Origin of the sequence: Segatella hominis (assembly GCF_019249725.2) — a bacterium.
Taxonomy (GTDB): Bacteria; Bacteroidota; Bacteroidia; order Bacteroidales; family Bacteroidaceae; genus Prevotella.
Genome location: NZ_CP137559.1, coordinates 3,520,912 through 3,547,109 on the forward strand (window position 1 = coordinate 3,520,912; position 26,198 = coordinate 3,547,109).

Consider the following 26,198-nt stretch of genomic DNA (forward strand, 5'->3'; position numbering starts at 1 on the left):
GAAGTGGGAGTTACTTACGGGTTTAGCTCAGTTGGTAGAGCACTGGTCTCCAAAACCAGGTGTCGAGGGTTCGAGCCCTTCAACCCGTGCTAATAAGAAGATAATATGAATAAGATAGTAAATTATTGCAAGGCATGTTACGATGAACTTGCGCATAAGACTACTTGGCCAACTCGTGCCGAACTTACTCACAGTGCAATGGTTGTATTATCTGCTTCCCTTGTCATTGCATTAGTGGTGTTCGCAATGGACTCTATTTTTAGGGCTCTCATGGGCGTTGTTTATCCAGGTTAATTTTTATAGGAAATGGCAGCAACAGGTAATAAATGGTATGTGCTGAAAGCCGTAAGCGGTAAGGAAGCTAAGGTGAAAGAATACATCGAGGCTGAAATGAAGCACAACGATTTGCTCGCAGCTCATGTTTCACAGATTCTGATTCCTGTGGAAAAACATGCAACTGTGCGCAATGGTAAACGTGTAGTTAAAGAGAAGGTTTCTCTTCCAGGTTACGTTTTTGTTGAAGCTAAACTGAAAGGTGATGTTGCGCACACGCTGCGTTTCATGCCTAATGTTTTAGGTTTCCTTGGAGGTTTGGATGAGCCAACACCTGTTCCTCAGTCTGATATCAATCGTATGTTGGGTACAGCAGAGGAGACAGAGTTTGAAGAAAATCTTGATGTGCCATACGCAGTTGATGAGACTGTGAAGGTAACAGATGGTCCATTCAGCGGTTTCAGTGGTGTTATCGAAGAGGTAAACGCCGAGAAGCATAAGCTGAAGGTGATGGTTAAGATCTTCGGACGTAAAACTCCGTTAGAGTTAAATTATACGCAAGTAGAAAAGGAATAATGTGCCGTTACGGACACATTCTCCTTTATAAGTTTCAATTTTAAATATTAACAAAGAAATGGCTAAAGAAGTTGCTGGATTAATCAAATTACAGATTAAAGGTGGCGCTGCAAATCCTTCACCTCCAGTTGGACCTGCACTGGGTTCTAAAGGTATTAATATTATGGGATTCTGCAAGGAGTTCAACGCCCGCACCCAGGATAAAGCAGGTAAAGTGTTGCCAGTCGTTATCACATACTACACTGACAAGTCATTCGATTTCGTAATCAAAACTCCTCCTGCTGCAGTACAGTTGAAAGAAGCTGCTAAAGTTAAATCAGGTTCTGCTCAACCAAACCGTCAGAAGGTAGCTACTATTACTTGGGATCAGGTAAAGACTATCGCTGAGGATAAGATGAAGGACTTGAATTGCTTTACTGTTGAATCAGCTATGAAGCTCATCGCTGGTACTGCTAGAAGTATGGGTATTACTGTAAAAGGGGACTTCCCTGGTAAATAATTTAAAACTTCAATTAGAAAAATGAGTAAACTGACAAAAAATCAAAAATCAGTAGCTGATAAGGTTGAAGCAGGGAAGGCATACACTTTGAAAGAGGCTGCAGAGTTGGTTAAGGAAATTACCACAACCAAGTTTGATGCATCTCTCGATATCGATGTACGCTTAGGTGTTGACCCACGTAAGGCTAACCAGATGGTTCGCGGTGTTGTTTCACTGCCAAATGGTACTGGTAAGGTAACACGTGTGCTCGCTCTCTGTACTCCTGATCAGGAAGCTGCTGCTAAGGAAGCAGGTGCTGACTACGTAGGTCTCGACGAATATGTTGAGAAAATTAAGGGTGGTTGGACAGATATTGATGTTATCATCACTATGCCTTCTTGCATGGGTAAGATCGGTCCTTTGGGTCGTGTTCTCGGTCCTCGCGGTTTGATGCCTAACCCTAAGAGTGGCACTGTAACTATGGATGTTGCTAAGGCAGTTAAGGAAGTTAAACAAGGTAAGATTGACTTTAAGGTTGATAAGGCTGGTATTATCCACACTTCAATCGGTAAGGTTAGCATGACACCTGAGCAGATCTACGGAAATGCTAAGGAGTTCATCAATACAGTTATCAAGTTGAAGCCTGCTGCTGCTAAAGGTACATATATCAAGAGTATCTTTATTTCTAGCACTATGAGTAAGGGTATCAAGATTGATCCTAAATCAGTTGAATAACTCTAAAAGTTTTGTAAAATGAAGAAAGAAGTTAAAGATACTATTATCACCGAACTTGGACAGAAGCTTCAGGAGTTTCCTCACTTCTATCTTGTAGATCTTACAGGATTGAACGCTGAGAAGACAAGTGCACTTCGTCGCAAGTGCTTCCAGAATGAAATCAAGATGGTTGTTGTTAAGAACACCTTGCTTCACAAGGCATTCGAGGCTTCAGACATCGATTTCTCTGAACTTTATGGAAGCTTGAAGGGTACTACAGCAGTTATGTTCACTAACGTGGCTAACGTACCAGCTAAGTTGTTGAAGGAATACGAGAAGGATGGCATTCCAGCTCTCAAGGCTGCTTATGCTGAGGAAGGCGTCTATGTAGGTGCTGACAAACTCGCTGAACTTTCAGCAATCAAGAGCAAGAGCGAGGTTATTGCAGAGATTGTTGCTTTGCTCCAGTCTCCAGCAAAGAACGTTATTTCTGCTCTTCAATCAGGAGGCAACACTATTCACGGTGTGCTTAAGACATTGGGCGAGCGTCCTGAGTAATCAATCACAATGTTATATCATTTCATAGTATAAATAAAATTAAAATTTAGAATAAAAATGGCAGATATTAAAGCTATTGCAGAAGAGTTAGTAAATCTTACTGTTAAGGAAGTTAATGAGTTGGCAACAGTCCTCAAGGACGAGTATGGTATTGAGCCTGCTGCTGCAGCTGTAGCTGTAGCTGCTGGTCCTGCTGCTGGTGGTGCAGCTGCAGCTGAGGAAAAGTCTTCTTTCGACGTAGTCCTCGCTGAGGTTGGTGGCGCTAAGCTCCAGGTTGTTAAGGCTGTTAAGGAGGCTTGTGGTCTCGGTTTGAAAGAGGCTAAGGATCTCGTAGACGGTGCTCCTTCTACTATCAAGGAGGGTGTATCTAAGGACGAGGCTGAGAACCTTAAGAAGGCTATCGAAGAGGCTGGTGCTAAGGTAGAGCTCAAGTAATTAGATTAATTACATCTCTTACATAATGGTTAGGATTCTCCCAGTAGGCGAGTCCTAACCTTTTTGTGTCTTTTCTTATAATGTTAATAAAACCATTTAATACTTCTAATGGCTACAAAAATTGTTGATAACAGAGTAAATTTTGCCAGCGTTCATAATCCGTACCCATATCCGGATTTCCTCGATGTGCAGTTAAAGTCTTTTAAAGACTTCTTACAGTTGGATACTCCGCCTGAGGAACGCAAGAATGACGGTTTGTTTAAGGTGTTCTCTGAGAACTTCCCTATCACCGATACGCGTAATAATTTCGTTCTTGAGTTCTTGGATTACTATATTGACCCTCCTCGCTATTCTATCGATGAGTGCCTGGAGAGAGGTCTTACATATAGCGTACCTTTGAAGGCTAAAATGAAGCTGTATTGTACGGATCCTGACCATGAGGATTTCGGTACTTTTATCCAGGATGTATTTTTGGGTACTATACCTTACATGACTGATAATGGTACTTTCGTGATCAATGGTGCTGAGCGTGTTGTCGTTTCTCAGTTGCACCGCTCTCCTGGCGTTTTCTTCGGTCAGGGTGTTCACGCCAATGGTACTGTGCTCTATTCTGCACGTATCATCCCATTCAAGGGTAGCTGGATTGAGTTTGCTACTGACATCAACAACGTCATGTATGCCTATATCGACCGTAAGAAGAAGTTGCCTGTAACTACTTTGCTCCGTGCCATCGGTTATGAGCAGGATAAGGATATCCTTCAGATCTTCGACCTCGCTGAGGAAGTGAAGGTGAACAAGAAGAACATGAAGGCTGCTATCGGCAAGAGACTTGCTGCTCGTGTTTTGAAGAGCTGGAATGAGGACTTCGTGGATGAGGATACTGGTGAAGTTGTATCTATCGAGCGTAACGAGGTAATCATGGAGCGTGAGACTGAACTTACTGAGGAAAATGTAGAAGAAATCCTCGAAAGTGGTGCTTCTACTGTGCTTCTCCACAAGGATGAGGAGGCTGCCAACAAGTTCACTATCATCTTCAATACTTTGGCAAAGGACCCAAGTAACTCTGAGAAGGAGGCTGTGAACTACATCTACCGCCAGCTGCGTAATGCTGATCCTGCTGATGATGCTAGTGCACGCGAGGTATTCCAGAACCTTTTCTTCTCTGACAAGCGTTATGACTTGGGAGAGGTTGGTCGTTACCGTATCAACAAGAAGTTGGGACTCGATACCGATATGGATGTTCGTGTCTTGACTAAAGATGATATCATCGAAATTATCAAATATCTGATTCAGCTGATTAATTCAAGTGCTACTGTCGATGACATCGACCACTTGTCTAACCGCCGTGTACGCACAGTAGGTGAGCAGTTGGCTAATCAGTTCTCTATAGGTTTGGCTCGTATGAGTCGCACTATCCGTGAGCGTATGAATGTACGTGACAACGAGGTGTTTACTCCAACTGATCTGATTAACGCAAAGACTATCTCCAGCGTGATCAATTCTTTCTTTGGTACCAACCCATTGTCACAGTTCATGGATCAGACCAACCCATTGGCAGAGGTTACTCACAAGCGTCGTCTTTCAGCCTTAGGTCCTGGAGGTTTGTCTCGTGAGCGTGCCGGTTTCGAGGTTCGTGACGTACACTATACTCACTATGGTCGTCTTTGTCCTATTGAGAGTCCTGAAGGTCCAAACATCGGTTTGATTTCTTCACTTTGTATGTATGCCAAGATTAATGACCTCGGCTTCATCGTAACTCCTTACCGTAAGGTTAGAGACAGCAAGGTGGATATGGCAAACGAGGATGTAGTTTACCTGACAGCTGAGGACGAAGAAGAAAAGATTATCGGACAGGGTAATGCACCTCTGACAGAGGATGGTGCTTTCATTCGAGACGTTGTAAAGTGCCGTCAGGATGCCGATTATCCTGTTGTAACTCCAGATAATGTAGATTACGTGGACGTATCTCCACAGCAGATTGCTTCTGTATCTGCAGGTTTGATTCCTTTTTTGGAGCATGATGATGGTCACCGTGCTTTGATGGGATGTAACATGATGCGCCAGGCAGTTCCATTGCTTCACAATGATGCTCCTATCGTAGGTACTGGTCTTGAGAAGCAGGTATGTGAGGATTCACGTACGATGATTACTGCTGAGGGCGAGGGTGTTATCGAATATGTAGATGCTACAACTATTCGTATTCTCTACGACCGTACAGAGGACGAGGAGTTTGTAAGCTTCGAGCCTGCACTCAAGGAGTACCGCATTCCTAAGTTCCGCCGTACCAACCAGAATATGACCATCGACTTGCGCCCTATCTGTAACAAGGGTCAGCGCGTGAAGAAGGGTGATATCTTGACAGAGGGTTATGCTACAGAGAATGGTGAGTTGGCATTGGGTCGTAACCTGCTTGTGGCTTATATTCCTTGGAAGGGTTACAACTATGAGGATGCTGTCGTTATCTCAGAGCGCATGGTTCGTGATGACGTATTGACATCCGTTCACGTAGATGAGTATTCTCTCGACGTGCGTGAGACTAAGCGTGGCGTTGAGGAATTTACCAGCGATATTCCAAACGTAAGTGAGGAAGCTACTAAGGATCTGGATGACAATGGTGTAGTACGTGTTGGTGCTCGTATCGTGCCAGGTGACATCATGATTGGTAAGATTTCACCTAAGGGCGAGAGTGATCCTTCTCCTGAAGAGAAATTGCTCCGTGCTATCTTTGGTGACAAGGCTGGTGATGTGAAGGATTCTTCATTGAAGGCTAACCCTTCTCTGAGCGGTATTGTCATCGACAAGAAGATGTTCTCTCGTGCTATCAAGACTCGCGAATCTAAGAAGCAGGATAAGATAATTCTCGCTAAAATCGACGAGGAATATGAGGCAAAGGGTGAGGACTTGAAGGATATCCTCGTAGATAAGTTGCTCACATTGACTGAGGGCAAGGTTTCTCAGGGTGTGAAAGACTATTCTGGTGCTGAGATTATCACTAAGGGTTCTAAGTTTACTACAACTGCTCTGAAGAACCTCGAATATGACGGTGTACAGTCTAACAACTGGACTGACGATGAGCATGCCAACAGCTTGATCCAGAAGCTGATTATGAACTTCATCCGCAAGTACAAGCAGCTGGATGCTGAGTTGAAGCGTCGCAAGTTTGCTATTACTATCGGTGATGAACTTCCATCAGGTATTCTTCAGATGGCTAAGGTTTATATCGCCAAGAAGCGTAAGATTCAGGTAGGTGATAAGCTTGCCGGTCGCCATGGTAATAAGGGTATCGTTTCTAAGGTGGTACGTCTTGAGGATATGCCATTCATGGAGGATGGTCGTCCTGTAGATATGGTATTGAACCCATTGGGTGTGCCTTCTCGTATGAACCTGGGTCAGATCTTCGAGTGTATTCTGGGTGCAGCTGGTAAGAAGCTGGGCGTGAAGTTTGCTACTCCTATCTTCGACGGTGCTCATCTTGAGGACCTCTCTGTATGGACAGACAAGGCTGGTCTGCCTCGTTTCTGCTCTACTTACCTCTATGATGGTGAGACAGGTGAGAGGTTCGATCAGCCAGCTACCGTAGGTATGACTTACTTCTTGAAGTTGGGTCACATGGTAGAAGACAAGATGCACGCTCGTTCTATCGGTCCTTACTCTCTGATTACTCAGCAGCCACTTGGTGGTAAAGCACAGTTTGGTGGTCAGCGTTTCGGAGAGATGGAGGTTTGGGCCATCGAGGCATTCGGTGCAAGCCACGTATTGCAGGAGATTCTGACTATCAAGTCGGATGACGTTGTAGGACGTAGCAAGGCATACGAGGCAATCGTGAAGGGCGACCCAATGCCAACACCTGGCATTCCTGAGTCTCTCAATGTATTGCTCCATGAGCTTCGTGGTCTTGGATTGAGCATCAAACTTGATTAATTTTGAGAACCCCTAATTTAGATATAGAAACATGGCTTTCAAAAAAGATACAAAGGTAAAGAATAATTTTACGAAGATTACCATCGGTCTCGCTTCTCCAGAGGAGATTTTGGAAAATTCGTATGGTGAGGTGACTAAGCCTGAAACCATTAATTATCGTACATATAAGCCGGAACGTGACGGCTTGTTCTGCGAGCGCATCTTTGGTCCTACCAAGGACTATGAGTGCGCCTGCGGCAAGTACAAGCGTATCCGCTACAAGGGAATCGTCTGCGACCGATGCGGTGTAGAGGTGACTGAGAAGAAGGTGCGCCGTGAGCGTGCTGGTCACATCGAACTCGTCGTACCTGTTGCTCATATCTGGTATTTCCGTTCCCTTCCTAATAAGATAGGTTACCTACTGGGTATGCCTACCAAGAAACTGGATGCTGTCATCTACTATGAGAAGTATGTAGTGATCCGTCCAGGTGCACTGGAAGGAAAAACTGATGCTGACGGTCTCGAAATCAACGGCTCTCATAAGCTCGACCTCCTCACAGAGGAAGAGTATATTGATATCCTTGACAATCATCTGGATCCTGAAAATGAGTATCTTTCAGATGACGATCCTAACAAGTTTGTTGCCAAGATGGGTGCTGAGGCAATCTATGAACTGCTTCAGAACATTGATCTCGACAGCTTGTCTTACGAGCTTCGCGATCATGCCAACAACGATTCAAGCCAACAGCGTAAGACTGAGGCTTTGAAGCGTCTTCAGGTAGTAGAGGGCTTCCGTGCAAGCAAGGGCATCAACAAGCCAGAGTGGATGATCATGAAGGTGATTCCTGTGACTCCTCCTGAACTCCGTCCGTTGGTTCCGCTTGATGGTGGCCGTTTCGCTACTTCTGACTTGAACGACCTCTACCGTCGTGTTATCATCCGTAACAATCGTTTGAAGCGACTCGTAGAAATCAAGGCTCCTGAGGTAATTCTCCGTAATGAGAAGCGTATGTTGCAGGAGGCTGTGGACAGCTTGTTTGACAACTCACGCAAGAGTTCTGCTGTGAAGAGCGAGAGTAACCGTCCATTGAAATCACTCTCTGACTCTTTGAAGGGTAAGCAGGGTCGTTTCCGTCAAAACCTCCTCGGTAAGCGTGTTGACTACTCTGCACGTTCCGTAATCGTCGTAGGTCCTGAGTTGAAGATGGGTGAGTGCGGTCTTCCTAAGTTGATGGCTGCTGAACTTTACAAACCATTCATTATCCGTAAGTTGATAGAGCGTGGTATTGTAAAGACAGTTAAGAGTGCCAAGAAGATTGTTGACCGTCGCGAACCTGTTATCTGGGATATCCTGGAGAACGTGATGAAGGGTCATCCGGTTATGCTGAACCGTGCTCCGACACTTCACCGTCTTGGTATCCAGGCTTTCCAGCCTAAGATGATTGAGGGTAAGGCTATCCAGTTACACCCATTGGCTTGTACTGCGTTCAACGCCGACTTCGATGGTGACCAGATGGCTGTTCACCTTCCATTGAGCAATGAGGCAGTATTGGAGGCACAGATTCTGATGCTCCAGAGCCACAACATCTTGAACCCTGCCAATGGTGCGCCTATCACCGTTCCTTCTCAGGATATGGTGCTCGGTCTTTACTATATTACTAAGATCCGCCCAGGTGCTAAGGGTGAAGGTTTGACATTCTACGGTCCGGAAGAGGCTCTGATTGCCCGTAATGAAGGTCGTTGCGATCTTCACTCTCTGGTTAAGGTAATCGTTAACGATGTTGTAGATGGCAAGCCACAGAAGCGTATGGTGGAAACATCTGTAGGTCGTGTGATCGTCAACCAGATTATTCCAGAAGAGGTAGGTTTCTTCAATGATGTCATCTCAAAGAAGACATTGCGTGGCCTGATTTCTGACGTAATCAAGAGTGTGGGTATGGCACAGGCTTGTGAATTCCTTGATGGTATCAAGAACCTGGGTTACCGCATGGCTTATGTCGCAGGTCTTTCATTTAACCTTGGTGATATCATTATCCCACCAGAGAAGGAGGAAATCGTATCAAGAGGTCAGAAGGAGATTGAGGAAATCACCAACAACTATAATATGGGTTTCATTACCAACAAGGAGCGTTACAACCAGGTTATTGATACTTGGACTCACGTTAACACCGACTTGGGTAATATCCTGATGAAGGAAATGACCGAGGCAGACCAGGGATTCAACGCTGTGTATATGATGCTTGATTCCGGAGCCCGTGGTTCTAAGGATCAGATTAAGCAGTTGTCTGGTATGCGTGGTTTGATGGCTAAGCCTCAGAAGGCTGGTGCTGAAGGTGCGCAGATCATTGAAAACCCTATCCTTTCCAACTTTAAGGAGGGTATGTCTGTGTTGGAGTACTTTATCGCTTCTCACGGTGCCCGTAAAGGTCTTGCTGATACCGCAATGAAGACAGCCGATGCTGGTTACCTCACCCGTCGTCTTGTAGACGTTTCTCATGATGTGATCATTACTGAGGAGGATTGTGGTACATTGCGCGGTTTGGTTTGCACAGCTTTGAAGAATGGCGATGAGGTCATCTCTTCTCTCTATGAGCGTATCTTGGGTCGTGTATCTGTACATGATGTAATTCACCCTACAACTGGCGAATTGATTGTTGCTGCTGGTGACCAGATTACCGAAGCTAAGGCTAAGGCAATCGAGGACTCTCCTATCGAGAGTGTAGAAATCCGCTCTGTGCTCACTTGCGAAAGCAAGAAGGGTGTCTGCATGAAGTGCTACGGCCGCAACTTGGCTACTGCTCGTATGGTACAGTTGGGTGAGGCTGTGGGTGTCATCGCTGCACAGGCTATCGGTGAGCCAGGTACTCAGTTGACTCTCCGTACATTCCACGCCGGTGGTATTGCTTCCAACGCTGCAGCTAATGCTAAGATTGAGGCAAAGAACAAGGCACGTATCGAATTCGACGAGTTGAGCACTGTTCCATTCGTAGAGGAAGATGAGGAAGGAAACGATATTAATTGCGAGAAGGTTGTAAGCCACCTTGCAGAAATCCGTTTCGTAGATCCTAATACAAATATCATCCTTTCTACATTGAATGTACCTTATGGTTCTTCTCTCTATCATAAAGAAGGTGAGATCGTAGAAAAGGGTACTGTCATTGCTAAGTGGGATCCATTCAACGCCGTAATCGTGAGCCAGTATGCTGGTACATTGAAATTCAATGATGTACAGAAAGATGCTACTTATCGTGCTGAGGTCGATGAAACTACTGGTCTTGAAGAGAAGATTATCACCGACTCTAAGAATAAGGCAATGGTTCCATCTTGTGATGTCATCGATGCTAACGGTGAGGTTCTTGGTACTTACAACTTCCCTGTAGGTGGTCACTTGGCTATTGAGGATGGTCAGACTATCAAGACAGGTGAGGTTTTGGTTAAGATTCCACGTGCCGTAGGTGGTGCCGGCGATATTACCGGTGGTCTTCCACGTGTAACCGAGTTGCTTGAGGCACGTAATCCATCCAACCCTGCTGTCGTTTCAGAAATCGATGGTGAGGTAACTATGGGTAAGGTAAAACGTGGTAACCGTGAGATTATCGTAACTTCCAAGACTGGCGACCAGAAGAAGTATCTCGTATCTCTTTCTAAGCAGATCCTGGTACAGGAGCACGATGCCGTACGCGCAGGTACTCCTTTGTCTGATGGTAGTGTAACTCCAGGCGATATCCTTGCTATTATGGGTCCTACTGCCGTTCAGGAGTATATCGTAAACCAGATCCAGGACGTATATCGTCTTCAGGGTGTTGCTATCAACGATAAGCACTTCGAGGTTGTTGTGCGCCAGATGATGCGTAAGGTTCGTATCGACGATCCAGGTGATACTACATTCCTTGAGCAGGAGTTGGTAGATAAACTCGACTTTGCTGAAGAGAATGATCGTATCTGGGGTAAGAAAGTTGTTACCGATGCCGGTGATAGCGAGAATCTCAAGCCAGGTCAAATTATTACAGCCCGTAAGTTGCGTGATGAGAACTCTGCATTGAAGCGCCGTGATAAGAAACTTGTTCAGGTGCGTGATGCAGTGTCTGCTACATCTACTCAGATTCTTCAGGGTATCACCCGTGCCGCTCTCGGTACTAAAAGCTTCATGAGTGCTGCATCATTCCAGGAGACTACTAAGGTTTTGAATGAGGCTGCTATCCGTGGTAAGGTAGATTATCTCGAGGGTATGAAGGAGAATGTGATCTGTGGTCACTTGATTCCTGCAGGTACTGGTCTTCGTCAGTGGGATAAGCTTATCGTAGGCTCTAAGGAAGAATATGAGCGTATGCAGGCCAACAGAAAGAATGTGCTCGACTATACTGATCCTTCTATTGGTGATTAATGCTACTTGACTTCTATATATAAATAGGAGATAACAGTAAATAGATTTCTATATACATATATAATAATGTATATATATATAATAAAATGGGTATGTCAGCAATGATATACCCATTTTTATTATATAATCTTTGGTTTCTATTCTAAGTGAAATTTGCTTTTGACCTTTGATGTTTAACCTTTGATCCTCTGAAATTTGTAGTTTCTATTCTCATTTGTTTCGCTTCTTATTTCTGTCTTTCTTTAAAAAATAGCAAAAAAGTTTGCTCATATCAGATTTTTTGTGTAAGTTTGCATCCGTTAATTAAATGTTTTACCTTATAAACTTAAAGAAATATGGAAGATAATAAGAAAGACAATCAGAACCAGTTTCAAATGGGTATTAATCCTGAAGTAGCTGAGGGCACATATTCTAATTTGGCGCTCATCACTCACTCTACTTCAGATTTCATCTTAGACTTTGCTTGCGCATTGCCAGGTATGCCACAGCCACAAATTAAGAGTCGCGTGATTATGGCTCCAGAACATGCTAAGCGTTTGTTGCAGGCTCTGCAGAGTAATATCTATAATTTTGAACAGGCTTTTGGTACAATCAAGTTGCCACAGGCACCTGAAGAGCCAATTGCTCCATTCAAGATTCCAAAGGGTGAAGCTTAACTCTTTGATGTAGCATACTTCCTTATACTAAATTAGCCAATAAAAAACTGATATTAACAGAGTTGTAATAACCAAACTGGCATACTATAGAAAAGCTCTAATTACATTGTAACAAACGCTACAAAATATTTATTTTTACCTATTTGCTTTTTAATTTTAATATAGAAAAGTTATATTTAGTTAAAAATCAAAGCTGCGTGAAATTTGCTTTTAGATAAATTAGGTGGTTTAAAGGAAAAATCGTAACTTTGCACCCCGAAAAAGGCACCGACGAAGTGGCTTTTTCGAAAATTGGTAGATAATAACAAAAAATAATATATAAATTAAAAAGTTTAATTATGCCTACTATTTCACAATTGGTAAGAAAAGGCAGACAGGTTTTGGTTGACAAGAGCAAGTCACCTGCTTTGGATTCATGTCCTCAGCGCCGTGGTGTTTGTGTTCGTGTTTATACCACTACTCCTAAGAAGCCTAATTCAGCAATGCGTAAGGTTGCTCGTGTTCGTTTGACAAACTCTAAAGAGGTTAACTCTTACATCCCAGGAGAGGGTCATAATTTGCAGGAGCACTCAATCGTGTTGGTTCGTGGCGGTCGTGTTAAAGACCTTCCAGGTGTACGTTATCACATCGTTCGTGGTACTCTTGATACTGCAGGTGTTGCAAATCGTACACAGCGTCGTTCTAAGTACGGTGCTAAGCGTCCAAAGGCTAAGAAGTAATTCTTAAAATTTAGACAAAACCGAAAACTCACGATCGGAGAAGGTTGGGAGTTTAGGTAAAAACATTATTTTTATTCAAAACGTTTTGCTGGAGAAGTAAATAGGTTGAGTAAATGTTCGGGTGCGAACGTTGAAGAACAGTAAACAGCCTCCGCAGAATTTAAAATTTTTCAATTAAAAATGAGAAAAGCAAAACCAAAGAAGCGTGTGATCCTCCCAGATCCAGTCTTCAACGACCAGAAGGTCTCAAAGTTCGTTAATCACTTGATGTATGATGGTAAGAAGAATACATCATATGAAATTTTCTATAATGCATTGGATACCGTTAAGGCTAAGATGGCTAACGAGGAGAAGTCTGCACTTGAAATTTGGAAGCAGGCACTCGATAACATCACTCCTCAGGTAGAGGTTAAGAGTCGTCGTATCGGTGGTGCTACGTTCCAGGTTCCTACTGAAATTCGTCCTGATCGTAAGGAAAGTATCTCTATGAAGAATCTTATTATATTCGCTCGTAAGCGTGGTGGTAAGACTATGGCAGATAAGTTGGCTGCTGAGATTATGGATGCTTACAACAACCAGGGTGGTGCATTTAAGCGTAAGGAGGATATGCATCGTATGGCTGAGGCTAACCGTGCATTTGCTCACTTCAGATTCTAATTTAATTAATAGGTATATAAGAAAATGGCAAATCGCGATTTACATTTGACACGTAACATCGGTATCATGGCGCACATCGATGCCGGTAAGACAACAACATCTGAGCGTATCTTGTTCTATACAGGTAAGACTCATAAGATCGGTGAGGTACACGATGGTGCTGCAACTATGGACTGGATGGCCCAGGAGCAGGAGCGTGGTATTACTATCACTTCTGCAGCTACTACTTGTAACTGGAACTATCTTGGTAAGTCTTATAAGATTAACTTGATTGATACTCCGGGACACGTTGACTTCACTGCTGAGGTTGAGCGTTCTCTCCGTGTACTTGATGGTGCTGTTGCTACATATTCTGCTGCTGACGGTGTTCAGCCTCAGTCAGAGACTGTATGGCGCCAGGCTGATAAGTACAATGTACCTCGTATCGGTTATGTAAACAAGATGGACCGTTCTGGTGCTAACTTCTTCGAGACAGTTCAGCAGATGAAGGATATCTTGGGTGCTAATCCAATTGCTATTCAGATTCCTATTGGTGCTGAGGAAAACTTCAAGGGTGTAGTTGACCTGATTAAGATGAAGGCTATCCTTTGGCACGATGAGACTATGGGTGCTGAGTATGACGTAGAGGAAATCCCTGCTGACTTGGCTGATGAGGCTGCTGAGTGGCGTGATAAGCTTCTTGAGGGTGCTGCTAACTTCGATGACGAAGTGATGGAACTCTATCTCGATGGTCAGGATATTCCTGAGGAGAAAATCCTCGCTGCTATCCGTAAGGGTTGCTGTGCTATGGAGTGCTGCCCAATGTTGCTCGGTTCTTCTTATAAGAACAAGGGTGTTCAGCCTTTGCTTGACTATGTTTGTGCATTCTTGCCTTCACCAATGGATACTCCAAATATCATCGGTACTAACCCTGATACAGAGGAGGAAGAGGATCGTAAGCCATCTGAGGATGAGCCAACATCTGCTCTCGCATTTAAGATTGCTACTGACCCATTCATGGGCCGCTTGGTATTCTTCCGCGTTTACTCTGGTAAGGTTGTTGCAGGTTCTTATGTTTACAATCCACGTTCTGGCAAGCGCGAGCGTATCAGCCGTCTGTTCCAGATGAACTCTAAGCAGGAAATTCCTATGGAGTCTATCGACGCAGGTGATATCGGTGCAGGTGTAGGTTTCAAGGATATCCGTACTGGTGATACACTCTGTGATGAGGATCACCCAATCGTATTGGAGTCTATGACATTCCCTGATACTGTGATCTCTATTGCAGTTGAGCCAAAAAGCCAGGCTGACATCGCTAAGATGGACAATGGTCTCGCTAAGTTGGCTGAAGAGGACCCAACCTTCACAGTTCGTACAGACGAGCAGAGCGGTCAGACTATCATCTCTGGTATGGGTGAGCTCCACTTGGATATCATCATCGACCGTTTGAAGCGTGAGTTCAAGGTTGAATGTAACCAGGGTAAGCCTCAGGTTAACTACAAGGAGGCTATTACTAAGACAGCTCAGAGCCGTGAGACTTACAAGAAGCAGTCTGGTGGTCGTGGTAAGTTCGCTTGTATCGATGTAACCATCGGTCCTAAGGATGAGGATTACAAGGAAGGCGACTTACAGTTCATCAACGAAGTTAAGGGTGGTAACGTTCCTAAGGAATTCATCCCATCTGTACAGAAGGGCTTCGCTGATTGCTTGTCAAATGGTGTACTCGGTGGCTTCCCAATGACAGGTTTGAAGGTAACTTTGACCGATGGTAGCTTCCACCCAGTTGACTCTGACCAGTTGTCATTCGAGTTGGTAGCACATCAGGCTTTCAAGGTTCTTTGCCCTAAGGCAGGTCCAGTTTTGATGGAGCCTATCATGAAGGTGGAGGTTGTTACTCCAGAAGAGAACATGGGTGACGTAATCGGTGACTTGAACAAGCGCCGTGGTCTCGTTCAGGGTATGGAAGAAGGTCGTAGCGGTGCTCGCATTGTAAAGGCAATGGTTCCATTGGCTGAAATGTTCGGTTATGTAACAGCTTTGCGTACTATCACTTCTGGTCGTGCAACAAGTTCTATGGAGTACGATCATCACGCACCTCTTTCTTCAACAATTGCTAAGGCAGTGTTGGAGGAGGTTAAGGGTCACGCAGAACTCCTTTAATAAAAAGAAATAACGGTAAGATGAGGCGCTGCTTAGCGAATGACTCTTAAGCAGCGTACCTCTTCTTCCATTAGACTAAATAATTCATATAATAATAACTTAATTTTAAAAATGAGTCAGAAAATCAGAATTAAGCTGAAGTCTTACGACCACCAGTTGGTTGACAAGTCAGCTGAGAAGATTGTGAAGGCTGTTAAGGCAACAGGTGCTATCGTTAGCGGTCCTATTCCATTGCCAACACACAAGCGTATTTTTACTGTAAACCGCAGTACTTTCGTTAACAAGAAGTCTCGCGAGCAGTTCCAGCTCTCAGATTTCAAGCGTCTCATCGACATCTACAGCTCAACAGCTAAGACAGTTGATGCCTTGATGAAGCTTGAATTGCCAAGTGGTGTAGAAGTAGAAATCAAAGTCTAATTATTTAAATTTAAATTGAAATGCCAGGATTAATTGGAAAAAAAATCGGAATGACATCCGTTTTCAGTGCCGACGGTAAGAATATTCCGTGCACTGTTATCGAAGTAGGTCCTTGTGTTGTAACCCAGGTTAAAACTGTAGAGAAGGATGGTTACAAGGCTTATCAGTTAGGTTTCGGCGAGGCTAAGGAGAAGAGAACTTCTCAGCCTATGATGGGAATCTTCAAAAAGGCAGGCACAACACCTAAGAAGCACTTGGCCGAGTTCAAGTTTGATGAGGAGTACAACCTCGGTGACACCATTACAGTTGAAATCTTCAACGACTGCAAGTTCGTTGATGTAATCGGTACATCAAAGGGTAAAGGCTTCCAGGGCGTTGTTAAGCGTCACGGATTCGGTGGTGTAGGTCAGTCTACTCACGGTCAGGATGACCGCGCTCGTAAGCCGGGATCTATTGGTGCATGTTCTTACCCAGCTAAGGTATTCAAGGGTATGCGCATGGGCGGCCAAATGGGAGGTGACAGAGTTACTACTCAGAACCTTCAGGTGTTAAAGGTTATTCCAGAGCAGAATCTTCTTATCGTGAAGGGTTCTTTCGCTGGATGCAAAGGTTCAACTGTTTTAATTGAGAAATAATGGAAGTTAGCGTATTAGATATCAAAGGTCAGGAGACCGGCCGTAAGGTAGCTCTTAATGATGCAATCTTCGGTATTGAGCCTAACGATCACGTTCTCTATCTCGACGTAAAGCAGTATCTCGCTAACCAGCGTCAGGGTACAGCTAAGTCCAAGGAGAGAAGCGAGATGAGTGGTTCTACTCGTAAGCTTGGTCGCCAGAAGGGCGGCGGTGGTGCTCGCCGTGGTGATATTAACTCACCTGTACTCGTAGGTGGTGCTCGCGTTTTTGGTCCTAAGCCACGTGATTATCGCTTCAAATTGAATAAGAAAGTAAAGATTCTTGCTCGTAAGTCTGCTCTGTCTTACAAGGCTCAGGAGAACTCTATCGTGATGTTGGAAGATTTCACTTTTGAGGCTCCAAAGACTAAAGAATTCTTAAGTGTTCTTAAGAATCTTAAAATCGAGGGCAAAAAGGTACTCTTCGTTTTGCCAGAATCAAATAAAAACGTATATTTGTCTGCTCGTAACTTACAGCGCTCTGAGGTTATTCTCGCATCTAACGTCAATTCGTACAAAATTTTGAATGCTGATGTTGTAGTGATTACTGAAAAGTCGCTTGAGACAATCGACCAAATCTTAACAAAGTAAAAAGGAGATATTAGAATATGGCATTTATTATCAAACCATTGGTTACTGAGAAGATGACCAAGATTACAGACAAGCAGCCTAACCGCTATGGCTTCGTTGTTCGTCCTGAGGCTAATAAGCTCGAGATTAAGAAGGAAGTTGAAAGTCTGTATAATGTTACAGTAGTTGACGTAAACACTCTGCGTTACTCAGGCAAGCGCTCTGCTCGTTATACTAAGGCAGGTCTTGTTAAGGGCCAGAAGAATGCGTTCAAGAAGGCAATCGTTACTCTGAAAGAGGGCGAAACAATTGATTTTTACAGCAATATTTAAAATAAAAAATGGCAGTACGTAAATTAAAACCGGTTACTCCGGGTCAAAGACACAAAGTTATTGGCACGTTCGAGGATATTACTGCATCCGTGCCAGAGAAGTCTCTCGTTTACGGTAAGCGTTCTACCGGTGGTCGAAACAACACCGGTAAAATGACCGTTCGCTACATTGGTGGTGGTCATAAGCAGAAGTATCGTTTAATCGACTTCAAACGTGAGAAAGATGGTGTTCCAGCAGTTGTTAAAACAATCGAGTACGATCCTAATCGTTCTGCTCGTATCGCATTGCTTTACTATGCTGATGGTGAAAAACGTTACATTATTGCTCCTAACGGACTTCAGGTAGGCGCTACTTTGATGTCAGGTGCAGAAGCTGCTCCTGAAATCGGTAACTGTCTTCCTTTGGCAAACATCCCTGTTGGTACAGTGATCCACAACATTGAGTTGCGTCCTGGTCAGGGTGCTTTGTTGGTTCGTTCGGCTGGTAATTTTGCTCAGTTGACTTCTCGTGAGGGCAGTTATTGTGTAATTAAGCTCCCTTCTGGTGAAACACGCCAGATCTTGAGTGCTTGTAAAGCTACTGTAGGTAGTGTAGGTAATTCTGACCACGCTCTTGAACAGTCTGGTAAGGCTGGTCGCTCACGCTGGTTGGGACGTCGTCCTCACAACCGTGGTGTTGTTATGAACCCTGTTGATCACCCAATGGGTGGTGGTGAAGGTCGCCAGAGTGGTGGTCACCCACGTTCACGTAAGGGCTTGTACGCTAAGGGTCTTAAGACTCGCGCACCTAAGAAGCTTTCTAACAAGTATATTATTGAAAGAGCTAACAAAAAATAAAGAGTAAATTATGAGTCGTTCACTTAAAAAAGGTCCATATATCAACGTTTCTTTGGAGAAGAAAATTCTTGCAATGAACGAAAGTGGCAAGAAGAATGTTGTTAAGACATGGGCTAGAGCTTCAATGATATCTCCTGATTTTGTAGGACATACTGTTGCAGTTCATAACGGTAACAAATTTATCCCTGTTTATGTTACAGAGAATATGGTAGGACACAAGCTTGGAGAGTTCGCTCCAACTCGTCGTTTCGGTGGCCACTCTGGTAACAGAAAGTAAACTAAGGGTTAAACCATTTAAAATATTAAGTAAATAATGGGAGCAAGAAAACATATTGCGGCTGAGAAATTGAAAGAGGCCCGTAAAAACTTGTACTTCGCTAAGTTGGTAGGTGTTCCTTCTTCTCCACGTAAAATGCGCTACGTTGTAGACATGATTCGTGGTATGGAGGTTAACCGTGCACTCGGAGTACTTCGCTTCTCTAAGAAGCAGGCATCTGCTGACGTTGAGAAATTACTCCGTTCAGCTATCGCTAACTGGGAAGCTAAGAATGATCGCAAAGCTGAGGATGGTGAGCTTTATATCAGTAAGGTCTTTGTTGATGAAGGCGTTACAATGAAACGTATGAGACCTGCACCACAGGGTCGTGGTTATAGAATTCGCAAGCGTTCTAACCATGTTACTCTTTTTGTTGATGCAAAAACTAATGACGATAAATAAATAGTAGAATGGGACAGAAAGTTAATCCGATAAGTAACCGACTTGGTATTATCCGTGGTTGGGATTCAAATTGGTTCGGTGGTAAGAACTTCGGTGATAACCTCGTAGAGGATCAGAAAATCCGTAAGTATCTTAACGAGCGCCTTGCTAAGGCAAGTGTTTCTCGTATCGTTATCGAGCGTACATTGAAACTTGTTACCATTACTATTTGTACAGCCCGTCCAGGTATTGTCATTGGTAAAGGTGGTCAGGATGTAGATAAGTTGAAGGAAGAGTTGAAGAAGCTTTATAAGAAAGATATTCAGATCAACATCTTCGAGGTTAAGAAGCCTGAGCTTGATGCTACTATTGTAGGTAAGAACATCGCTAGCCAGATCGAGCATATGATTGCTTATCGTCGTGCTATCAAGATGGCAGTTGCTAACACAATGCGTGCTGGTGCTGAGGGTATCAAGATTCAGATTACAGGTCGTCTGAATGGTGCAGAAATGGCACGTAAGGAAATGTACAAAGAGGGTCGTACTCCTCTTCACACATTCCGCGCAGACATCGATTATTGCCAGTGCGAGGCACTTACTAAGGTAGGCTTGCTTGGTATCAAGGTTTGGATTTGCCGTGGTGAAGTTTATGGTAAGGCTGATCTTACTCCTAACTTTACTGCTGATAACAAGGGCAACAACCGTGGTAACGGTCGTTCAAACCGTGGTGGTAATCGCAAGAAAAACAATAACCGTTAAATTAGAAAGCTATCATGTTACAGCCAAAAAGAGTAAAATATAGAAGACCTCAAGATGGACGTGGCAACAAAGGCAACGCTCACAGAGGTACACAATTGGCATTCGGTTCTTTCGGTATCAAAACTCTTGAGCCAAAGTGGATCGATAGCCGTCAAATAGAGGCAGCTCGTGTAGCATTGAACCGTTACATGAATCGTCAGGGTCAGGTGTGGATCCGTATCTTCCCTGATAAGCCAATCACTCGTAAGCCTGCTGATGTCCGAATGGGTAAAGGTAAGGGTGATCCTGCAGGATGGGTTGCTCCTGTTACACCAGGTCGCATTCTCTTCGAAGTAGAGGGAGTTAGTTTTGATGTTGCTAAAGAGGGTCTTCGTCTTGCAGCACAGAAACTTCCTGTTAAGACTAAGTTTATTGTTAGACGTGATTACGATAAAAACGCTTAATTATGAAGATCGCAGAAATTAAAAATATCGAAACCAAGGAATTGGTTGAGAAGTTGGAGGCAGCAGTTGACGCTTTGAACAAGAAGAAGATCAACCACAATGTAACTCCACTTGAGAATCCATCAGAGATTAAGGTTGCTCGTCGTGATATCGCACGCATGAAAACTGAACTTCGTCAGAGAGAACTTAACAAATAATAATGGTCCAGATGGAAACAAGAAATTTAAGAAAAGTAAGACAGGGTGTTGTTATTAGCAACAAAATGGATAAAACCATTGTTATTGCAGCTAAGTTCAAGGAGATGCACCCTATTTATGGTAAGTTTGTCCAGAAGACAAAGAAGTACCATGCACATGACGAGAATAATGAGGCTAACGTAGGTGATACTGTTATGATCATGGAAACTCGTCCTCTGTCTAAGACAAAAAGATGGAGATTAGTACAAATCGTAGAAAAAGCTAAGTAATTATGATACAAGCAGAATCAAGACTTACAGTATGTGATAACAGCGGTGCTCGCGAGGCTCTTTGCATTCGAGTTCTCGGTGGTACAGGCCGTCGTTACGCAAGTGTTGGTGACGTGATTGTCGTTTCTGTCAAGAACGTTATTCCATCAAGTGATTTGAAGAAAGGTGCAGTATCAAAGGCTTTGATTGTTCGCACAAAGAAGGAAATTCGTCGTGCTGATGGTTCTTACATCCGTTTCGATGATAACGCTTGTGTATTGCTCAATAATGCTGGTGAGCTTCGTGGTAGCCGTATCTTCGGTCCTGTTGCTCGTGAGCTCCGTGCAGTCAACATGAAAGTCGTTTCTTTGGCACCTGAGGTTCTTTAATTATTAAAAATTTAAAGTAATGAGTAAGTTACATATAAAGAAAGACGATAATGTTATCGTTATTGCCGGTGCAGATAAGGGCAAGACTGGTAAGGTGCTCAAGGTTCTCGTTGATGAGAATCGTGCCATTGTAGAAGGCGTACACATGGTATCTAAGAGCATGAAGCCTTCTGCTAAGAATCCTCAGGGAGGCATCGTAAAGCAAGAGGCTCCTATTCATATCTCTAATTTAAGCTTGATCGATCCTAAGAGTGGCAAGGCTACACGAGTAGCTATCAAGCATGAGGGTAAAAATGTTGTTCGCATCGCTAAAAAGTCAGGGGAGGAAATCAAGTAATGGATACAGCACAGTTAAAGAAAGTATATAAAGAGACAATCGCTCCAGCTTTGCAGAAGCAGTTCAACTACTCTTCTGCTATGGAGATTCCTGTATTGAAGAAGATTGTTATCAACCAGGGTCTCGGTGATGCTACACAGGACAAGAAAATTGTTGATGTAGCTATTAATGAGATTACAGCAATTACAGGTCAGAAGGCTGTTGCTACATATTCTAAAAAGGATATCGCAAACTTCAAACTTCGTAAGAAGATGCCTATCGGTGTTATGGTTACATTGCGTCGTGAGCGTATGTATGAGTTCTTGGAGAAGCTCGTTCGTGTTTCTCTTCCTCGTATCCGTGACTTCAAGGGTATTGAAAGCAAGTTTGATGGTCGTGGTAATTACACTTTGGGTATTACTGAGCAGATCATCTTCCCTGAGATCAATATCGATGAAATCGATCGCATCCAGGGTATGAACATTACCTTCGTTACAACAGCTAAGACTGACGAAGAAGGTTTTGCTCTTTTGAAGGCATTCGGTCTTCCATTCAAGAACGCAAATAAAGACTAAGAGATATGGCAAAAGAATCAATGAAAGCTCGCGAGGTTAAGCGTGCAAAGCTTGTAGCTCGTTACGCTGAAAAGCGCGAAGCACTGAAAAAGATTATTGCAACTTCTAATGACCCAGCTGAAGCATACGAGGCAGCTCGTAAGCTTCAGGCTATTCCAAAGAATGCAAACCCTATCCGTCTTCACAATCGTTGCAAGATCACTGGTCGTCCAAAGGGTTATATCCGCCAGTTCGGTCTTTCTCGTATCCAGTTCCGTGAGATGGCTTCTGCAGGTTTGATTCCAGGCGTTAAGAAGGCTAGCTGGTAATCCCCTTTTAGGTTAGAAAGATTTATTTTATTTAATATTGTCGGGGGCGTCCCGATTAATTAAACATTTTATTTTTATGACAGATCCAATAGCAGATTATCTGACAAGACTCAGAAATGCAATCATGGCTCATCACCGTGTTGTAGAAGTTCCTGCGTCTAACTTGAAGAAAGAGATCACTAAGATCCTCTTCGAGAAAGGTTACATCCTTAACTACAAGTTTGTAGAGGATGGTCCTCAGGGTACTATCAAAGTTGCTTTGAAGTACAATCCAACTACTAAGCAAAACGCTATTAAGTGTTTGAAGCGTGTTTCTACTCCAGGTTTGCGTAAGTATACTGGTTATAAGGACATGCCAAGAGTTATTAACGGATTAGGTATTGCTATCTTATCTACATCCAAAGGTGTAATGACAGACAAAGAGGCTGCTGATCTTAAGATTGGTGGTGAGGTTCTTTGCTATATTTATTAATTGGAGGATTGAATATGTCAAGAATAGGAAAATTGCCAATTAGTATCCCTGCAGGTGTTACCGTTAATTTTGATGCTAATTCTAATGTAGTGTCTGTAAAAGGCCCTAAGGGTGAACTTTCTCAGTGGATTGATCCATCTATCAAGATGAATGTTGCAGATGGTCACATTGTATTTGAGATTGATGAAAATAGTCCTGTTAATTCTAAGCAGAAACAGGCTTTCCATGGTTTGTATCGTTCTCTCGTTAACAACATGGTTGTTGGTGTTAGCGCTGGTTATTCTAAGACTATGGAGTTGGTTGGTGTTGGTTACCGTGTTTCAAATCAGGGTAATCTCATCGAATTTGCTTTAGGTTATACACACCCTATCTTCATTCAGTTACCTAAGGAGATTAAGGTTGAGACTAAGTCTGAAAGAAATCAGAACCCAATCATTACATTGGAGTCTTGTGACAAGCAGTTGTTAGGACTCGTTTGTGCAAAAATTCGTTCTTTCCGTAAGCCTGAGCCTTACAAGGGTAAGGGTATCTTGTTCAAGGGTGAAGTTATTCGCAGAAAGTCTGGTAAGAGTGCTTCAGCTAAGTAATTTTAATTATTTACGATTATGACAACAAAGAAAGTAGAAAGACGAATTAAGATAAAGTTCCGTATTCGTAAGAATGTTAATGGAACAGCTGAGCGTCCACGTCTTAGTGTTTTCCGCTCTAACAAGCAGATTTACGCTCAGGTTATTAATGATTTGACAGGTACCACACTTGCTTCTGCTTCTTCACTCGGTTTGGAGAAGATGCCTAAGCAGGAGCAGGCTGCTAAGGTAGGCGAGCTCGTTGCTGAAAAGGCAAAGGCTGCTGGTGTAGAGTCAGTAGTTTTCGACCGTAATGGTTATCTTTACCATGGTCGTGTTAAGGAGTTGGCTGATGGTGCTCGTAAGGGTGGTCTTAAATTTTAAACGATTATGGCAATGAATAAAGTAAAAGTTAATAGTGATGTAGAACTTAAGGATCGCTTGGTTGCTATCAACCGTGTAACTAAGGTTACTAAAGGTGGTCGTACTTTCACATTCGCTGCTATCGTCGTTGTTGGTGACGGTAATGGCGTTATCGGTTATGGTCTTGGTAAGGCTGGCGAAGTTACTGCTGCTATCGCTAAGGGTACTGAGGCTGCCAAGAAGAATTTGGTAAAAGTTCCAGTTTTAAAGGGTACTGTTCCTCATGAGGTTGAGGTAGCTTTTGGTGGTGCTAAGGTTCTTCTTAAGCCAGCTGCTGCCGGTACCGGTTTGAAGGCCGGTGGTGCTATGCGTGCTGTACTTGAGAGTGTCGGTGTTAAGGACGTTATTGCTAAGTCAAAGGGTTCTTCTAACGCACACAACCTTGTAAAGGCTACTATCGCTGCTCTTGCTCAGATGCGTGATGCATACACTGTTGCAGGTGAGCGTGGTATCAGTATGGATAAAGTATTTAACGGTTAATTAGGATTTATCGAATATGGCAACAATTAAAGTCAAGCAGATTAAGAGTAAAATCGGTGCTCCGGTAGATCAGAAGCGTACACTCGCTTGTCTTGGTCTCCACAAGATTTCTCAGGTTGTTGAGGTAGAGGATACTCCTAGCAACCGTGGTATGATCCGTAAGGTTCATCACCTCGTTAATGTAGTAGATTAATTAATCTTTTAAATTAGGAACGATTATGAAATTAAATAATTTAAAACCTGCTGAAGGTTCAACCCACTCACGTCGTCGTATTGGTCGTGGTCCAGGTTCTGGACTCGGTGGTACTTCTACCCGTGGTCACAAGGGTGCCAAGGCTCGTTCTGGTTATAAGAGAAAGATTGGTTTCGAAGGTGGTCAGATGCCATTGCAGCGTCGTGTTCCAAAGGCTGGTTTCAAGAATATCAACCATAAGGAGTATTTTGCTGTAAACCTTTCTACTCTTCAGGCTCTTGCTGAGGCAAAGAACCTTACTAAGATTGGTATTGCTGAACTTAAAGAGGCTGGTCTTACTAATGGTAAGGTCCTCGTTAAGGTTCTCGGCAATGGTGAACTTAAAGCAAAATTGGAAGTTGAAGCTAATGCTTTCTCAAAGACTGCCGAAGAAGCAATCAAGGCAGTAGGTGGTAACGCAACTATAATCTAAGTAAATGAAAAAGTTTATTGAGACACTAAAGAACTGTTGGAAGATTGAGGACCTCCGTCAGAGACTCCTCATTACTCTTCTGTTTACGGCTATTTACCGTTTTGGCTCGTTTGTCGTACTTCCTGGTATCAATCCGAGCATGTTGGAAAAACTTCAGTCGCAGACCTCTGGCGGTCTTATGTCGCTTTTGGACATGTTCTCTGGTGGTGCATTTTCCAATGCGTCTATTTTTGCATTAGGAATTATGCCTTATATCTCAGCTTCAATTGTTATGCAGCTTCTTGCTGTCGCTGTACCTTATTTCCAGAAGATGCAGCGTGAAGGTGAAAGTGGCCGCAAAAAAATACAATGGTACACTAGAGTCCTGACAGTAGCCATTCTGGTCTTTCAGGCTCCTAGTTACCTTTTGAACTTGAAGATGCAAGCAGCTAATGCTTTGGCAACTGGTATCAGTTGGACGGTCTTCATGATTCCGGCTACTATTATTCTTGCAGCAGGAAGTATGTTTATCCTTTGGTTAGGTGAACGTATTACTGATAAAGGTGTTGGTAATGGTATTTCTCTGATTATTATGATTGGTATTATCGCCCGTTTGCCACAGGCATTCGTTCAGGAGGTTACTTCTCGTTTGCAGGCAATTTCTGGTGGTGGTCTGATTATGTTTATTGTTGAGATTTTAATCCTTTATGCTGTAGTTTGTGCTTCTATTCTTTTGGTGCAAGGTACTCGTAAAATACCTGTTCAGTATGCTAAGCGTCTGGTTGGCAATAAGCAATATGGTGGTGCGCGTCAGTACATTCCTTTGAAACTTTTTGCTGCCAACGTAATGCCTATTATCTTTGCACAGGCTTTGATGTTCATTCCATTGGCGATAGTTCGCTATCAGTCTGAAAATGCTTCCAGTGTTGTTCAGCAGTTGATGGATAATCGCAGTTTGTTGTATAATGTTGTTTATGTAATCTTGGTTATTGCATTTACATATTTCTATACTGCTATTACATTGAACCCTACTCAGATGGCTGAGGATATGAAGCGTAACAATGGTTTCATTCCAGGTGTAAAACCAGGAAAGGATACTGCTGAGTACATTGATACCGTAATGTCTCGTATTACTTTACCAGGTTCTTTATTTATAGCATTTATTGCGATTATGCCTGCACTTGCAGGGCTTCTCGATGTTCAACAGGCATTCTCTCAATTCTTTGGAGGAACCTCTCTGTTGATTTTAGTAGGTGTTGTTATAGATACCTTACAGCAGATCGAGAGTCATTTGCTTATGCGCCACTATGATGGTCTTTTAAATTCAGGCCATACCCGCCAAGGTGGTGTTGCTGCATATTAATC

General features: G+C 43.3%; 34 protein-coding genes and 1 tRNA gene. All 35 read left to right on the forward strand.

The genetic code is table 11. The features are described from left to right. The first annotated feature begins 16 nt into the window (after positions 1-16). Positions 17-89: transfer RNA gene (locus KUA50_RS14280), tRNA-Trp, on the forward strand. Positions 90-105: 16 nt separating this feature from the next. Continuing rightward, positions 106-294 (forward strand): preprotein translocase subunit SecE, encoded by a 189-nt coding sequence (gene secE / locus KUA50_RS14285; RefSeq protein WP_118116756.1) that lies wholly within the window; start codon positions 106-108, stop codon positions 292-294. Positions 295-306: 12 nt separating this feature from the next. Beyond that, positions 307-849: a transcription termination/antitermination protein NusG gene (nusG, locus tag KUA50_RS14290; protein WP_118116754.1), complete on the forward strand. Its 543-nt coding sequence runs from the start codon at positions 307-309 to the stop codon at positions 847-849. Positions 850-907: 58 nt separating this feature from the next. Next, positions 908-1,348, forward strand: a complete 441-nt coding sequence (gene rplK / locus KUA50_RS14295) for a 50S ribosomal protein L11 (protein ID WP_118116751.1) — start codon at positions 908-910, stop codon at positions 1,346-1,348. A 21-nt stretch (positions 1,349-1,369) separates the two neighbouring features. Then, complete coding sequence (gene rplA, locus KUA50_RS14300; RefSeq protein WP_218457697.1) at positions 1,370-2,062, forward strand: 50S ribosomal protein L1; 693 nt, start codon at positions 1,370-1,372, stop codon at positions 2,060-2,062. Between the two features lie 18 nt (positions 2,063-2,080). After that, positions 2,081-2,599, forward strand: coding sequence for a 50S ribosomal protein L10 (rplJ, locus tag KUA50_RS14305; RefSeq protein WP_218457698.1), 519 nt, complete (start codon positions 2,081-2,083; stop codon positions 2,597-2,599). Between the two features lie 57 nt (positions 2,600-2,656). Further along, on the forward strand, positions 2,657-3,034 hold the full coding sequence (gene rplL / locus KUA50_RS14310) for a 50S ribosomal protein L7/L12 (RefSeq protein WP_089543935.1): 378 nt from the start codon (positions 2,657-2,659) through the stop codon (positions 3,032-3,034). Positions 3,035-3,142: 108 nt separating this feature from the next. Then, positions 3,143-6,955: a DNA-directed RNA polymerase subunit beta gene (gene rpoB / locus KUA50_RS14315; protein ID WP_218457699.1), complete on the forward strand. Its 3,813-nt coding sequence runs from the start codon at positions 3,143-3,145 to the stop codon at positions 6,953-6,955. Positions 6,956-6,986: 31 nt separating this feature from the next. After that, a complete protein-coding gene (rpoC, locus tag KUA50_RS14320) occupies positions 6,987-11,318 on the forward strand; it encodes a DNA-directed RNA polymerase subunit beta' (protein ID WP_218457700.1) in 4,332 nt (1,443 codons plus the stop codon). 335 nt (positions 11,319-11,653) lie between these two features. After that, complete coding sequence (locus KUA50_RS14325) at positions 11,654-11,974, forward strand: DUF3467 domain-containing protein (RefSeq protein ID WP_022110379.1); 321 nt, start codon at positions 11,654-11,656, stop codon at positions 11,972-11,974. 338 nt (positions 11,975-12,312) lie between these two features. Then, positions 12,313-12,693 (forward strand): 30S ribosomal protein S12, encoded by a 381-nt coding sequence (gene rpsL, locus KUA50_RS14330; RefSeq protein ID WP_022110378.1) that lies wholly within the window; start codon positions 12,313-12,315, stop codon positions 12,691-12,693. Between the two features lie 180 nt (positions 12,694-12,873). After that, entirely contained in the window at positions 12,874-13,350 is a 477-nt protein-coding gene (rpsG, locus tag KUA50_RS14335) for a 30S ribosomal protein S7 (RefSeq protein WP_022110377.1), read from the forward strand. A gap of 24 nt (positions 13,351-13,374) precedes the next feature. Then, complete coding sequence (gene fusA, locus KUA50_RS14340) at positions 13,375-15,489, forward strand: elongation factor G (RefSeq protein ID WP_218457701.1); 2,115 nt, start codon at positions 13,375-13,377, stop codon at positions 15,487-15,489. Between the two features lie 111 nt (positions 15,490-15,600). After that, on the forward strand, positions 15,601-15,906 hold the full coding sequence (gene rpsJ, locus KUA50_RS14345) for a 30S ribosomal protein S10 (protein ID WP_006283658.1): 306 nt from the start codon (positions 15,601-15,603) through the stop codon (positions 15,904-15,906). A 20-nt stretch (positions 15,907-15,926) separates the two neighbouring features. Next, positions 15,927-16,541 (forward strand): 50S ribosomal protein L3, encoded by a 615-nt coding sequence (gene rplC, locus KUA50_RS14350; RefSeq protein ID WP_118116734.1) that lies wholly within the window; start codon positions 15,927-15,929, stop codon positions 16,539-16,541. Then, positions 16,541-17,170, forward strand: a complete 630-nt coding sequence (gene rplD, locus KUA50_RS14355; protein WP_118116732.1) for a 50S ribosomal protein L4 — start codon at positions 16,541-16,543, stop codon at positions 17,168-17,170. Before rplC ends, rplD begins: the two co-directional genes overlap by 1 nt. Before the next feature lie 17 nt (positions 17,171-17,187). After that, positions 17,188-17,481: a 50S ribosomal protein L23 gene (rplW, locus tag KUA50_RS14360; RefSeq protein ID WP_118116730.1), complete on the forward strand. Its 294-nt coding sequence runs from the start codon at positions 17,188-17,190 to the stop codon at positions 17,479-17,481. An 8-nt stretch (positions 17,482-17,489) separates the two neighbouring features. Beyond that, a complete protein-coding gene (rplB, locus tag KUA50_RS14365; RefSeq protein WP_089543925.1) occupies positions 17,490-18,317 on the forward strand; it encodes a 50S ribosomal protein L2 in 828 nt (275 codons plus the stop codon). A gap of 10 nt (positions 18,318-18,327) precedes the next feature. Beyond that, the gene (gene rpsS / locus KUA50_RS14370) at positions 18,328-18,594 is read left to right on the forward strand and encodes a 30S ribosomal protein S19 (protein WP_006848832.1); all 267 of its coding nucleotides are present in this window, start codon (positions 18,328-18,330) and stop codon (positions 18,592-18,594) included. Between the two features lie 36 nt (positions 18,595-18,630). Continuing rightward, entirely contained in the window at positions 18,631-19,035 is a 405-nt protein-coding gene (gene rplV / locus KUA50_RS14375) for a 50S ribosomal protein L22 (RefSeq protein WP_218457702.1), read from the forward strand. An 8-nt stretch (positions 19,036-19,043) separates the two neighbouring features. Further along, positions 19,044-19,772, forward strand: coding sequence for a 30S ribosomal protein S3 (rpsC, locus tag KUA50_RS14380; RefSeq protein ID WP_118116724.1), 729 nt, complete (start codon positions 19,044-19,046; stop codon positions 19,770-19,772). A gap of 14 nt (positions 19,773-19,786) precedes the next feature. Then, positions 19,787-20,215 (forward strand): 50S ribosomal protein L16, encoded by a 429-nt coding sequence (gene rplP / locus KUA50_RS14385; RefSeq protein ID WP_118116722.1) that lies wholly within the window; start codon positions 19,787-19,789, stop codon positions 20,213-20,215. A 2-nt stretch (positions 20,216-20,217) separates the two neighbouring features. Continuing rightward, positions 20,218-20,412 (forward strand): 50S ribosomal protein L29, encoded by a 195-nt coding sequence (gene rpmC, locus KUA50_RS14390; protein ID WP_006848828.1) that lies wholly within the window; start codon positions 20,218-20,220, stop codon positions 20,410-20,412. Between the two features lie 2 nt (positions 20,413-20,414). Next, entirely contained in the window at positions 20,415-20,681 is a 267-nt protein-coding gene (gene rpsQ, locus KUA50_RS14395; protein ID WP_006848827.1) for a 30S ribosomal protein S17, read from the forward strand. Between the two features lie 2 nt (positions 20,682-20,683). After that, on the forward strand, positions 20,684-21,049 hold the full coding sequence (rplN, locus tag KUA50_RS14400; RefSeq protein WP_004369535.1) for a 50S ribosomal protein L14: 366 nt from the start codon (positions 20,684-20,686) through the stop codon (positions 21,047-21,049). Between the two features lie 19 nt (positions 21,050-21,068). Beyond that, entirely contained in the window at positions 21,069-21,386 is a 318-nt protein-coding gene (gene rplX / locus KUA50_RS14405) for a 50S ribosomal protein L24 (RefSeq protein ID WP_118116720.1), read from the forward strand. After that, positions 21,386-21,940, forward strand: a complete 555-nt coding sequence (rplE, locus tag KUA50_RS14410) for a 50S ribosomal protein L5 (RefSeq protein ID WP_022122149.1) — start codon at positions 21,386-21,388, stop codon at positions 21,938-21,940. Before rplX ends, rplE begins: the two co-directional genes overlap by 1 nt. 5 nt (positions 21,941-21,945) lie before the next feature. Then, positions 21,946-22,248, forward strand: coding sequence for a 30S ribosomal protein S14 (rpsN, locus tag KUA50_RS14415; protein WP_118116718.1), 303 nt, complete (start codon positions 21,946-21,948; stop codon positions 22,246-22,248). A 76-nt stretch (positions 22,249-22,324) separates the two neighbouring features. Continuing rightward, the gene (rpsH, locus tag KUA50_RS14420) at positions 22,325-22,720 is read left to right on the forward strand and encodes a 30S ribosomal protein S8 (RefSeq protein ID WP_118116716.1); all 396 of its coding nucleotides are present in this window, start codon (positions 22,325-22,327) and stop codon (positions 22,718-22,720) included. A 14-nt stretch (positions 22,721-22,734) separates the two neighbouring features. Continuing rightward, positions 22,735-23,307 (forward strand): 50S ribosomal protein L6, encoded by a 573-nt coding sequence (gene rplF, locus KUA50_RS14425; protein ID WP_118116714.1) that lies wholly within the window; start codon positions 22,735-22,737, stop codon positions 23,305-23,307. Positions 23,308-23,325: 18 nt separating this feature from the next. Further along, a complete protein-coding gene (gene rplR / locus KUA50_RS14430) occupies positions 23,326-23,670 on the forward strand; it encodes a 50S ribosomal protein L18 (protein ID WP_118116712.1) in 345 nt (114 codons plus the stop codon). A 6-nt stretch (positions 23,671-23,676) separates the two neighbouring features. Further along, a complete protein-coding gene (gene rpsE, locus KUA50_RS14435; protein WP_218457703.1) occupies positions 23,677-24,189 on the forward strand; it encodes a 30S ribosomal protein S5 in 513 nt (170 codons plus the stop codon). Between the two features lie 16 nt (positions 24,190-24,205). After that, the gene (rpmD, locus tag KUA50_RS14440; RefSeq protein ID WP_118116708.1) at positions 24,206-24,382 is read left to right on the forward strand and encodes a 50S ribosomal protein L30; all 177 of its coding nucleotides are present in this window, start codon (positions 24,206-24,208) and stop codon (positions 24,380-24,382) included. A 25-nt stretch (positions 24,383-24,407) separates the two neighbouring features. Then, on the forward strand, positions 24,408-24,854 hold the full coding sequence (gene rplO / locus KUA50_RS14445) for a 50S ribosomal protein L15 (protein ID WP_218457704.1): 447 nt from the start codon (positions 24,408-24,410) through the stop codon (positions 24,852-24,854). Between the two features lie 4 nt (positions 24,855-24,858). Further along, positions 24,859-26,196 (forward strand): preprotein translocase subunit SecY, encoded by a 1,338-nt coding sequence (secY, locus tag KUA50_RS14450; protein ID WP_118116704.1) that lies wholly within the window; start codon positions 24,859-24,861, stop codon positions 26,194-26,196. The last annotated feature ends 2 nt before the right edge of the window (positions 26,197-26,198 follow it).

Bases quoted from the DNA above. Each gene is read 5' to 3' on its own strand.
- rplV (WP_218457702.1), top strand. From the start codon at position 18,631: ATGGGAGCAAGAAAACATATTGCGGCTGAGAAATTGAAAGAGGCCCGT.
- rplJ (WP_218457698.1), top strand. From the start codon at position 2,081: ATGAAGAAAGAAGTTAAAGATACTATTATCACCGAACTTGGACAGAAG.
- rplX (WP_118116720.1), top strand. From the start codon at position 21,069: ATGAGTAAGTTACATATAAAGAAAGACGATAATGTTATCGTTATTGCC.
- rpsQ (WP_006848827.1), top strand. From the start codon at position 20,415: ATGGTCCAGATGGAAACAAGAAATTTAAGAAAAGTAAGACAGGGTGTT.
- rpsN (WP_118116718.1), top strand. From the start codon at position 21,946: ATGGCAAAAGAATCAATGAAAGCTCGCGAGGTTAAGCGTGCAAAGCTT.
- rpsL (WP_022110378.1), top strand. From the start codon at position 12,313: ATGCCTACTATTTCACAATTGGTAAGAAAAGGCAGACAGGTTTTGGTT.
- rplC (WP_118116734.1), top strand. From the start codon at position 15,927: ATGCCAGGATTAATTGGAAAAAAAATCGGAATGACATCCGTTTTCAGT.
- rplO (WP_218457704.1), top strand. From the start codon at position 24,408: ATGAAATTAAATAATTTAAAACCTGCTGAAGGTTCAACCCACTCACGT.
- rplN (WP_004369535.1), top strand. From the start codon at position 20,684: ATGATACAAGCAGAATCAAGACTTACAGTATGTGATAACAGCGGTGCT.
- rplP (WP_118116722.1), top strand. From the start codon at position 19,787: ATGTTACAGCCAAAAAGAGTAAAATATAGAAGACCTCAAGATGGACGT.
- rpmC (WP_006848828.1), top strand. From the start codon at position 20,218: ATGAAGATCGCAGAAATTAAAAATATCGAAACCAAGGAATTGGTTGAG.
- rplR (WP_118116712.1), top strand. From the start codon at position 23,326: ATGACAACAAAGAAAGTAGAAAGACGAATTAAGATAAAGTTCCGTATT.
- rpmD (WP_118116708.1), top strand. From the start codon at position 24,206: ATGGCAACAATTAAAGTCAAGCAGATTAAGAGTAAAATCGGTGCTCCG.
- secE (WP_118116756.1), top strand. From the start codon at position 106: ATGAATAAGATAGTAAATTATTGCAAGGCATGTTACGATGAACTTGCG.
- rplE (WP_022122149.1), top strand. From the start codon at position 21,386: ATGGATACAGCACAGTTAAAGAAAGTATATAAAGAGACAATCGCTCCA.
- rpsC (WP_118116724.1), top strand. From the start codon at position 19,044: ATGGGACAGAAAGTTAATCCGATAAGTAACCGACTTGGTATTATCCGT.
- rplF (WP_118116714.1), top strand. From the start codon at position 22,735: ATGTCAAGAATAGGAAAATTGCCAATTAGTATCCCTGCAGGTGTTACC.
- fusA (WP_218457701.1), top strand. From the start codon at position 13,375: ATGGCAAATCGCGATTTACATTTGACACGTAACATCGGTATCATGGCG.
- nusG (WP_118116754.1), top strand. From the start codon at position 307: ATGGCAGCAACAGGTAATAAATGGTATGTGCTGAAAGCCGTAAGCGGT.
- rpsJ (WP_006283658.1), top strand. From the start codon at position 15,601: ATGAGTCAGAAAATCAGAATTAAGCTGAAGTCTTACGACCACCAGTTG.
- rpoB (WP_218457699.1), top strand. From the start codon at position 3,143: ATGGCTACAAAAATTGTTGATAACAGAGTAAATTTTGCCAGCGTTCAT.
- rpsH (WP_118116716.1), top strand. From the start codon at position 22,325: ATGACAGATCCAATAGCAGATTATCTGACAAGACTCAGAAATGCAATC.
- KUA50_RS14325 (WP_022110379.1), top strand. From the start codon at position 11,654: ATGGAAGATAATAAGAAAGACAATCAGAACCAGTTTCAAATGGGTATT.
- rpoC (WP_218457700.1), top strand. From the start codon at position 6,987: ATGGCTTTCAAAAAAGATACAAAGGTAAAGAATAATTTTACGAAGATT.
- rplB (WP_089543925.1), top strand. From the start codon at position 17,490: ATGGCAGTACGTAAATTAAAACCGGTTACTCCGGGTCAAAGACACAAA.
- rplL (WP_089543935.1), top strand. From the start codon at position 2,657: ATGGCAGATATTAAAGCTATTGCAGAAGAGTTAGTAAATCTTACTGTT.
- rplW (WP_118116730.1), top strand. From the start codon at position 17,188: ATGGCATTTATTATCAAACCATTGGTTACTGAGAAGATGACCAAGATT.
- secY (WP_118116704.1), top strand. From the start codon at position 24,859: ATGAAAAAGTTTATTGAGACACTAAAGAACTGTTGGAAGATTGAGGAC.
- rpsG (WP_022110377.1), top strand. From the start codon at position 12,874: ATGAGAAAAGCAAAACCAAAGAAGCGTGTGATCCTCCCAGATCCAGTC.
- rplK (WP_118116751.1), top strand. From the start codon at position 908: ATGGCTAAAGAAGTTGCTGGATTAATCAAATTACAGATTAAAGGTGGC.
- rplA (WP_218457697.1), top strand. From the start codon at position 1,370: ATGAGTAAACTGACAAAAAATCAAAAATCAGTAGCTGATAAGGTTGAA.
- rplD (WP_118116732.1), top strand. From the start codon at position 16,541: ATGGAAGTTAGCGTATTAGATATCAAAGGTCAGGAGACCGGCCGTAAG.
- rpsE (WP_218457703.1), top strand. From the start codon at position 23,677: ATGGCAATGAATAAAGTAAAAGTTAATAGTGATGTAGAACTTAAGGAT.
- rpsS (WP_006848832.1), top strand. From the start codon at position 18,328: ATGAGTCGTTCACTTAAAAAAGGTCCATATATCAACGTTTCTTTGGAG.